This window comes from Serratia sp. ASV30 (assembly GCF_016428815.1).
Classification (GTDB): Bacteria; Pseudomonadota; Gammaproteobacteria; order Enterobacterales; family Enterobacteriaceae; genus Chania; species Chania fonticola_C.
In genome coordinates this window covers 1-5,222 of record NZ_JAELTL010000114.1, presented here as the reverse complement: position 1 = coordinate 5,222, position 5,222 = coordinate 1, and the positions used below count along the sequence as shown (strand labels likewise).

The window sequence follows — 5,222 nt, the reverse complement described above, 5'->3', positions numbered from 1 at the left end:
GGCAAACGCTGCGCAATAGTCAGTTCCGGCCAAAGCGCGCTCTATTTTTCTTCCGGCTCGCTCGATCTGCTGGCCCATCTGCCCGATGGGACGCCGGTGGCGTCGCCTCTGTCTGCCTTGCACGAACTGGCGCGACAGGCTCCACAGCATCCGTATAGCCTGATGGGGGCCACACAGGTGGCCGCGCTGGCAACGCAAGCCGAGCAATTGCTACAGCGTTGCGGGTGGCAGATGCAGGGCGATAGCAGCCAAAACCATCTACGCGTGACCCCTCTCGGGACCCGCCGTGCCACCTGGCTCAGCCCCCTGGCGATCCCTGTCTCTTCCTTGGATGGGAAGTTGCCGTGGCGGAATATCGCCGTACTGGGGATTGAAGGCTTTCTGGATTTCCAACCGCAGATGGCGGCCAGCTCATTGATTCAGGAGCAGGGCCTCAAGGCAGAAGTGGCATTTTTGCATCTGCCAGTGTTGGATCGCTTACGTAATAATCCTAGCGAGTTCCGCGCGGTGAATATTGCCCGCGTACTGGATCTGCCAGAACATCTAGCCCTGCTGGCGGAAGAGATTACACGCCAGGCAGGTGAGGCAGAGGCCATCTTGCTGCCAGCCTGCCTGGGGTTAGAGGATGATGAACCGTTGATGACGTTGCGCCGGTTGGTCGGTAAGCCCGTTTATCTGTTACCCACGCTGCCACCTTCCGTGCTTGGTATGCGGCTGCATCAGGCATTGCGCCAGCGCTTGCAGCAACTGGGTGGGGTGTTTATGCCGGGGGATAGCGTGTTGCGTGCCAGCTTCGACGGGCAGCGTGTTACCGGTCTGTATACCCGCAATCACACCGACATTCCGCTGCGGGCGCAGCAGGTGATATTGGCCAGCGGCAGCTTCTTCAGCAACGGCCTGGTGGCCGCTTTTGACGGCATTCGTGAGCCAGTATTTGGCCTCGACGTGTACAGCAAAGCCGAACGCGCCGACTGGAGCGATGCCAATCTGTTTGCTCCGCAGCCGTACCTGCAATTTGGGGTTCAGACCGATGCCGCGCTGCGGGCGTTAAAACAGGGGGAGGTGATGACCAATCTGTATGCTATCGGTGCCGTGGTTGGCGGTTACGATCCGTTGCAGCAGGGCTGTGGTGCCGGGGTTTCGCTGCTCGGTGCGCTGCACGTTGCCCAACAGATCCTGTCACAGGAGGTTTCAGCATGAGCCTGTTACCAGACAACAGCTTCGAGAGCTGCATCAAATGCACCGTCTGCACCACCTATTGTCCGGTCGCCAAGGCTAACCCGCTCTATCCAGGGCCAAAACAGGCCGGGCCGGATGGGGAACGCCTGCGGCTGAAAGATCCGGCGCTTTACGACGAAGCGTTGAAGTATTGTACCAACTGCAAGCGCTGTGAGGTGGCTTGCCCTTCCGACGTTAAAATCGGCGATATTATCCAACGTGCCCGGGCCAATTTCAGCCAAAGCAAACCGACGCTGCGCGATGCCATACTCAGTCATACCGACATCATGGGCACCCTATCGACGCCGTTTGCGCCGATCGTTAACGCGACTACCGGCCTGAAGCCGGTGCGCAAGCTGTTGGATAAGGCGCTGAAGATCGACCATCGGCGTGAACTGCCGAAATACTCGTTTGGCACCTTCCGCCGTTGGTATCGCCAGCAGGCGGGACAGCAGCAGCACTATGCCGAGCAAGTGGCGTTTTTCCACGGTTGCTTTGTTAATTACAACCATCCGCAGCTTGGTAAAGACCTGATCAAGGTGTTTAACGCCATGGATATCGGCGTGCAACTGCTCAAGCGTGAGAAATGCTGTGGCGTACCGCTGATCGCCAACGGCTTTATTGCGCAGGCGAAGAAGCAGGCCAAAGTGAATGCGGAATCACTGCATGATGCGGTCCTGACCAAAGGTATACCGGTGGTGGCTACTTCGTCGAGCTGCACGTTTACCCTGCGTGATGAGTACCCGCATTTGTTGGAGGTGGACACCTCGGCGGTGCGCGAACGGGTTGAGCTGGCTACGCGTTATCTCTATCGTCTGATCAGCCAAGGGCGCACCTTGCCGCTCAAACAGACGCCGCTGCGGGTGGCTTACCACACGCCGTGTCATATGGAGAAAATGGGCTGGACGGCCTATACGCTGGAGCTATTGCGGCAGATCCCAGGGCTGGAGCTGGTGGTGCTGGACTCGCAGTGCTGCGGTATCGCCGGGACTTACGGCTTCAAGTCGGAAAACTATGAAACCTCGCAAGGCATTGGTGCCTCGCTATTTCGCCAGATTGAGGCGAGCGGAGTGGATATGGTGATCACTGACTGTGAAACTTGCAAATGGCAGATCGAGATGTCCACCAGCAAGCGCTGCGAACATCCGATCACCCTGTTAGCACAGGCATTGGCGTAGCGCATTAAAACGGGCCAGCATGCTGGCCCACTGCAGTGACTTACTGCTTGATCTTCACCGTATTGAACACGCCAGCTGCTACGCTTTGAGACTGCTGCTGGTTATCCGCTGGCAGCGTGATTTGCAGGGTCAGTTGCTTACCGTCTGGCAGCATAGCGAGCAGCACGCCAGAGTAGGCTTTCTGGCCAGCTACGGTGATCACGGTATCCAGTTGGTGCATTGGCGTACCGTTAATTTCAACCGCTTTATTGGTAATGACCTGCAGGTTGGCATCGCGGGAGTGTTGCTGCTCTTCCATGCGCTTGGCCAGGGTGTCCAGATCGCCCGCTGCCTTGTCGGCAACGATCACGATCACCGCACGCTGGTTGGTGCTGTCGGCATAGATGTGCACGTTAGTCGGCTGGTTGGTCAGCTTATCGCTCTGATCGGCCAAACCGTTTGGCAGGGTAAAGGTCAGCTTGCCATCCAATAAACTCACCTGTTGTCCGCTTGGGACGCTGGCTGCTGCGCTGCCTGCGGGTGCTTTGCTGTCTTTGGTGGCGTTATCACAGGCCGCCAGGCCAAGCACTAACAGGCCGATACCCATCAATTTTGTTACTTTACGCATCTGGTGTTCCTTATTCCTTTGCACAGAGAGTTGGTTGACCGTATGGCTAGATGTCACAGGTTTTTTTAAGTAATAGACGATACTCGTCTACTTCGCCTTTCTTTTCTAGAGCGAAAATCCGATATTCGTGGCTAATGAGCATTATTAGCATGGCGAGTGGTTAAGCGCATGGGCAGCCGCCATAAAGTCAGGCTGCCCAGTATAAACCAGAAGGCGGGTTAACTCAGTTGCAACCGGCTGGTAGGTTGGCGCTCTGCCAGGCGTTTGAGCAGCATATTGAGCAGTACCCCGTACATCGGCAGGAAGAACACCAGACAGATCAGCACCTTGAAGCTGTAATCCACCAGTGCGATCTCCACCCAGTTGGCGGCCATAAAGGGATCGCTGCTTTTGTAGAAGGCGATAAAGAAGAAGGCCAGGGTATCGCTGATATTGCCCAGGAACATGGCCGCGGCGGGAGCAACCCACCAGGCGCTGCGTTGGCGCAGGCGGTTGAACACCTGCACGTCCAGGATCTGGCCCAGCACGTAGGCCATAAAGCTGGCGGCGGCGATACGCGCCACAAACAGGTTGAAGCTGGTTAAGGCGGCAAAGCCCTGCCACTCACCCTGGAAAGTGACGGTAGAGATCACATAGGAGATAAACAGCGCCGGGACCATCACGGCAAGGATAATCCTGCGTGCCAGCGGGGCACCGAAGATCCGCACGGTCAGGTCAGTGGCCAGGAAGATAAACGGAAAAGTGAAGGCACCCCAGGTGGTGTGAAAGCCGAAAATGCTGATCGGCAACTGCACCAGGTAGTTGCTGGAAGTAATGATGGCAATGTGGAATAGCGATAGCCAAACCAACGCGATTAAGCGTTGTCGATCGGTAAACGAATACATAATGTAGCCTTTTTGAGTGTGGGGTGAGGGAACCCATTGTTAACTGCGCGGCGACATGGTACGCGTTTGGGCATTCAATGCAATGGTTAAATTTAACGCAAACGTTAACGTATCTTGCGCAGAAAAACTACCGGCGTAAACTAGCGGGTAATCAGATCCGGCGAGGGTTCGCCGATCGTTTTAGATCGAGAGAGATGTATGACTGACATTTTTGCCCAGGCAGACCAGACGCTAGACGCATTGGGGCTGCGCTGTCCTGAACCGGTCATGATGGTGCGCAAAACCGTGCGCCATATGGATAACGGTAAAACCTTGCTGATCATTGCCGACGATCCGGCCACCACCCGTGACATCCCGGGTTTTTGCCGCTTTATGGAACATACGCTGGTGGCTCAGGAAACCGATCAGGCCCCGTATCGCTATCTGCTGCGCAAAGGACTCGAGAGTTAATCACTGAGCGGTTGCTTAACGTTTCTGCAGTATCTGCTGCGCGTCCTGTGCGCTCGCGTGTAAGGCCAACCCACTAAAATCCTCTGGGCGATAATAATGCGCCGGGACTGGCAAGTTGTGCATGGAATCCCCAGGCCAGAGCTGCAGTTCCGCCAGTTTGGCCAACGTTAATCCCTCAATCTGTAGCGGCAACGTCAGGCGTTGCGGAGCGGCATACTCGAAAGGGGGCTGATTGGGCAGCCGATTACTGCTGGTGGTGTAATCCCGTTTTAAGACTAAAAATTTATCCGGTACTCGGCGGTGGCTGTCCCACCAGTCGCCGTCAATGCCGTCAAACTGCCGCTGGGTTTCGGTAATCGAAACAGCGCCAAGCTGGTGCAATGCCTCGGGTAGCAGTGTCTCCATTGCGCTGTTGTAACTGGTAACGGATACCGCGCGCCCTTGCAAGATAGCGTCGATCGCCAACCTTGCCCCGAGCAGGTTGGAATACAAATCTTCTGGTGTAAATGCAGAGATCTCTTCAGAAAATCCAGGCACCGATTGGTAGCCGTACCACTGTGCCACCTCATGCCATGCCGCCATCTGGAAGGCGAGCTCCCCGGCCAGGTAAGCCGCTAACGTATAGCGTTGAGCAGCCTCTTGCGGTGGGGTGAAGGCGTTCAGCTGTATACGACGCTTTGCTAATTCCGGGCCAAGATCGAGTGTCCATTGCTGGCCCAGCTTAGGCAACAGCTGGCTGAACAGGAACAGGGTGTTGTCGGCGGTATCACGAACGTGAGCGATGTCGATAAATCCCCCACGATAGGTGTAGACCAATCCCAATTGCTCACTGCCCAACCCCATCAAGTTGCCGACGGCATTGAAAGCGCTATCATTATAGTGATG

General features: G+C 56.1%; 6 protein-coding genes and 1 pseudogene. 3 read left to right on the top strand and 4 right to left on the bottom strand.

Annotation, left to right across the window (positions count from 1 at the left end):
• Together glpB and glpC are read left to right on the top strand one after the other, a co-directional pair.
• A partial coding sequence (gene glpB / locus JHD74_RS25360; RefSeq protein WP_199063820.1) for a glycerol-3-phosphate dehydrogenase subunit GlpB occupies window positions 1-1,200 on the top strand: 1,200 nt, incomplete at its 5' end.
• Window positions 1,197-2,396 (top strand): anaerobic glycerol-3-phosphate dehydrogenase subunit GlpC, encoded by a 1,200-nt coding sequence (glpC, locus tag JHD74_RS25355; RefSeq protein ID WP_199063819.1) that lies wholly within the window; start codon window positions 1,197-1,199, stop codon window positions 2,394-2,396. The genes glpB and glpC, both read left to right, overlap by 4 nt.
• A 40-nt stretch (window positions 2,397-2,436) precedes the next feature.
• Here glpC and JHD74_RS25350 read toward each other — a convergent pair whose 3' ends face one another.
• From JHD74_RS25350 to JHD74_RS25345, 3 genes and pseudogenes are all read right to left on the bottom strand, one after another.
• Window positions 2,437-3,003: a DcrB family lipoprotein gene (locus JHD74_RS25350; RefSeq protein WP_074030119.1), complete on the bottom strand. Its 567-nt coding sequence runs from the start codon at window positions 3,001-3,003 to the stop codon at window positions 2,437-2,439.
• Window positions 3,004-3,049: 46 nt separating this feature from the next.
• A pseudogene (locus JHD74_RS27130) lies at window positions 3,050-3,157 on the bottom strand (GNAT family N-acetyltransferase); the annotation flags it as partial.
• A gap of 64 nt (window positions 3,158-3,221) precedes the next feature.
• Window positions 3,222-3,887, bottom strand: coding sequence for a 7-cyano-7-deazaguanine/7-aminomethyl-7-deazaguanine transporter (locus tag JHD74_RS25345; protein ID WP_024529563.1), 666 nt, complete (start codon window positions 3,885-3,887; stop codon window positions 3,222-3,224).
• Between the two features lie 198 nt (window positions 3,888-4,085).
• On the opposite strand from JHD74_RS25345, the gene tusA reads away from it, so the two are divergent.
• A complete protein-coding gene (gene tusA, locus JHD74_RS25340) occupies window positions 4,086-4,337 on the top strand; it encodes a sulfurtransferase TusA (protein ID WP_074030134.1) in 252 nt (83 codons plus the stop codon).
• A gap of 15 nt (window positions 4,338-4,352) precedes the next feature.
• Here the strand turns inward: tusA and JHD74_RS25335 are convergent.
• Window positions 4,353-5,222, bottom strand: an 870-nt coding sequence (locus tag JHD74_RS25335; RefSeq protein WP_199063818.1) for a DUF4056 domain-containing protein, incomplete at its 5' end; no start/stop codon positions are given.